The organism is Fructilactobacillus lindneri DSM 20690 = JCM 11027, assembly GCF_002907375.1.
Classification (GTDB): Bacteria; Bacillota; Bacilli; order Lactobacillales; family Lactobacillaceae; genus Fructilactobacillus; species Fructilactobacillus lindneri.
Genome location: NZ_MIYK01000005.1, coordinates 1 through 3281, shown reverse-complemented (window position 1 = coordinate 3281; position 3281 = coordinate 1). Strand labels below are relative to the sequence as shown.

At 47.7% G+C, this 3281-nt stretch carries 2 rRNA genes; both read left to right on the top strand.

The features are described from left to right. The first annotated feature begins 152 nt into the window (after positions 1-152). Positions 153-3068 (top strand): 23S ribosomal RNA (locus BHU33_RS02905). Between the two features lie 94 nt (positions 3069-3162). Then, positions 3163-3279: ribosomal RNA gene (rrf, locus tag BHU33_RS02900) — 5S ribosomal RNA — on the top strand. Positions 3280-3281 lie beyond the last annotated feature (2 nt).

The following is a 3281-nucleotide window of genomic DNA, read 5'->3' as shown; positions in this document are numbered from 1 at the left end:
ACTTTGTTCTTTGAAAACTAGATAATATTATTTTCTGTAAAAATTATATTTTTAATATAATTTCAACCGAGAAATAACCATTGTGTTATTTGAGTTTTTTAAATTAATAGTTTAATCGCTAAACTCAATAATTTATAATCCGAAGGATTATAGGTTAAGTTAAAAAGGGCGCATGGTGAATGCCTTGGTACTAGGAGCCGATGAAGGACGGAACTAACACCGATATGCTTCGGGGAGCTGTACGTAAGCTTTGATCCGGAGATTTCCGAATGAGGAAACTCGACCAGTGTCATGACTGGTCACTGCGTAGTGAATACATAGCTGCGCAGAGGCAGACGTGGGGAACTGAAACATCTAAGTACCCACAGGAATATAAAGAAATTTCGATTCCCAAAGTAGCGGCGAGCGAACTGGGAATAGCCCAAACCGGACCTTTATGGTCCGGGGTTGTAGGACTGAACATTTGAGTTACAAAAGTATTTGATAATTGAAGCAGCTGGGAAGCTGCACCAAAGAGAGTGATAGTCTCGTAAATGAAATCGAATACCCTCAGTTCAGGATCCTGAGTACGGCGCCACACGTGTAACGGCGTCGGAATCCGGGAGGACCATCTCCCAAGGCTAAATACTCCCTAGTGACCGATAGTGAACCAGTACCGTGGGGGAAAGGTGAAAAGCACCCCGGAAGGGGAGTGAAATAGTTCCTGCAACCATGTGCCTACAAGCAGTTAGAGCCCGTTAACGGGTGATAGCGTGCCTTTTGTAGAATGAACCGGCGAGTTACAGTTGCATGCAAGGTTAAGCCGAAAAAGCGGAGCCGTAGCGAAAGCAAGTCTTAAGAGGGCGTTTTAGTATGTTGCCGTAGACCCGAAACCAGGTGATCTATCCATGTCCAGGATGAAAGTGCGGTAATACGCACCGGAGGTCCGAACCCGTGTACGTTGAAAAGTGCTGGGATGAGGTGTGGATAGCGGTGAAATTCCAAACGAACTTGGAGATAGCTGGTTCTCTCCGAAATAGCTTTAGGGCTAGCCTCGGAATTAGAATCGTGGAGGTAGAGCCACTGTTTGAGCAAGGGGTCCATCTAGGATTACTGAGTTCAGATAAACTCCGAATACCACTGATTTATGTCCGGGAGTCAGACGATGAGTGATAAGATCCATCGTCGAAAGGGGAACAGCCCAGACCGCCAGTTAAGGTCCCTAAATATATGCTAAGTGGAAAAGGTAGTGAAGTTGCATAGACAACTAGGATGTTGGCTCAGAAGCAGCCATCATTTAAAGAGTGCGTAATAGCTCACTAGTCGAGTGATTCTGCGCCGAAAATTTACCGGGGCTAAGCATATTACCGAGACTGCGGACGCAACTACGTTGCGTGATAGGAGAGCGTTCTAAGGGCAATGAAGGCAGACCGCAAGGACTGCTGGAGCGCTTAGAAGTGAGAATGCCGGTATGAGTAGCGAAAGATCAGTGAGAATCTGGTCCACCGAATGACTAAGGTTTCCTGGGGAAGGCTCGTCCTCCCAGGGTTAGTCGGGACCTAAGCCGAGGCTGAGAAGCGTAGGCGATGGATAACAGGTTGAGATTCCTGTACTAGTTAATTATGTTTGAACAATGGAGGGACGCAGAAGGCTAAGTTATGCATACTGATGGAAATGTATGTTCAAATCGTAAGTCAGGTTATGAGTTAAATGCTTGTAACCGGGTTGACAAGCGATGATGAGGATCGAAATTTAAGTAGAGAAGTAACCCATGTCACGCTGCCGAGAAAAGCTTCTAGTTAGTAATTAATTACCCGTACCGCAAACCGACACAGGTAGTCGAGGAGAGTATCCTCAGGTGAGCGAGAGAACTCTCGTTAAGGAACTCGGCAAAATGACCCCGTAACTTCGGAAGAAGGGGTGCTGGCCTCACGGCCAGCCGCAGTGAAAAGACTCAAACGACTGTTTATCAAAAACACAGGTTTATGCAAAATCGTAAGATGAAGTATATGGGCTGACGCCTGCCCGGTGCTGGAAGGTTAAGTGGAAAGGTTAGCTTCGGCAAAGCCTCGAAATGAAGCCCCAGTAAACGGCGGCCGTAACTATAACGGTCCTAAGGTAGCGAAATTCCTTGTCGGGTAAGTTCCGACCCGCACGAAAGGCGTAACGATTTGAGTACTGTCTCAACGAGAGACTCGGTGAAATTAAGATACCTGTGAAGAAGCAGGTTACCCGCGACAGGACGGAAAGACCCCATGGAGCTTTACTGTAGCTTGATATTGGGTGTTTACATAGCTTGTACAGGATAGGTAGGAGCCATAGAAGCCGGAACGCTAGTTTCGGTGGAGGCGTCAGTGGGATACTACCCTTGCTATGTGAACACTCTAACCCTGAGCACTTAACGTGCTCGGAGACAGTGTCTGGTTGGCAGTTTGACTGGGGCGGTCGCCTCCTAAATAGTAACGGAGGCGCTCAAAGGTTTGCTTAGAATGGTTGGAAATCATTTGTAAAGTGTAAAGGCAAAAGCAAGCTTGACTGCGAGACAAACAGGTCGAGCAGGGACGAAAGTCGGACTTAGTGATCCGGTGGTACCATATGGAAGGGCCATCGCTCAACGGATAAAAGCTACCCTGGGGATAACAGGCTTATCTCCCCCAAGAGTTCACATCGACGGGGAGGTTTGGCACCTCGATGTCGGCTCATCGCATCCTGGGGCTGTAGTTGGTCCCAAGGGTTGGGCTGTTCGCCCATTAAAGCGGTACGCGAGCTGGGTTCAGAACGTCGTGAGACAGTTCGGTCCCTATCCGTCGCGGGCGCAGGAAATTTGAGAGGAGCTGTCCCTAGTACGAGAGGACCGGGATGGACATACCGCTGGTGTATCAGTTGCGCCGCCAGGCGCATTGCTGAGTAGCTATGTATGGATGAGATAAACGCTGAAAGCATCTAAGTGTGAAACTCGCCTCAAGATGAGATTTCCCATTCCTATATGGAAGTAAGACTCCTGAAAGATGATCAGGTCGATAGGTTAGAAGTGGAAGCATAGTGATATGTGAAGCGGACTAATACTAATCAGTCGAGGACTTAACCAAGGAAGACACAGGGTTAAATCAAAGTTTAACAGAGAAGATATTATCTAGTTTTGAGAGAACGAAGTTCGCTCAGGCTTATGAAAAATAAGCATAGTGTGGTGGCGATAGCCTGAAGGATACACCTGTTCCCATGCCGAACACAGAAGTTAAGCTTCAGCACGCCAAAAGTAGTTGGGGGATCGCCCCCTGCGAGGATAGGACGTTGCCACGCAA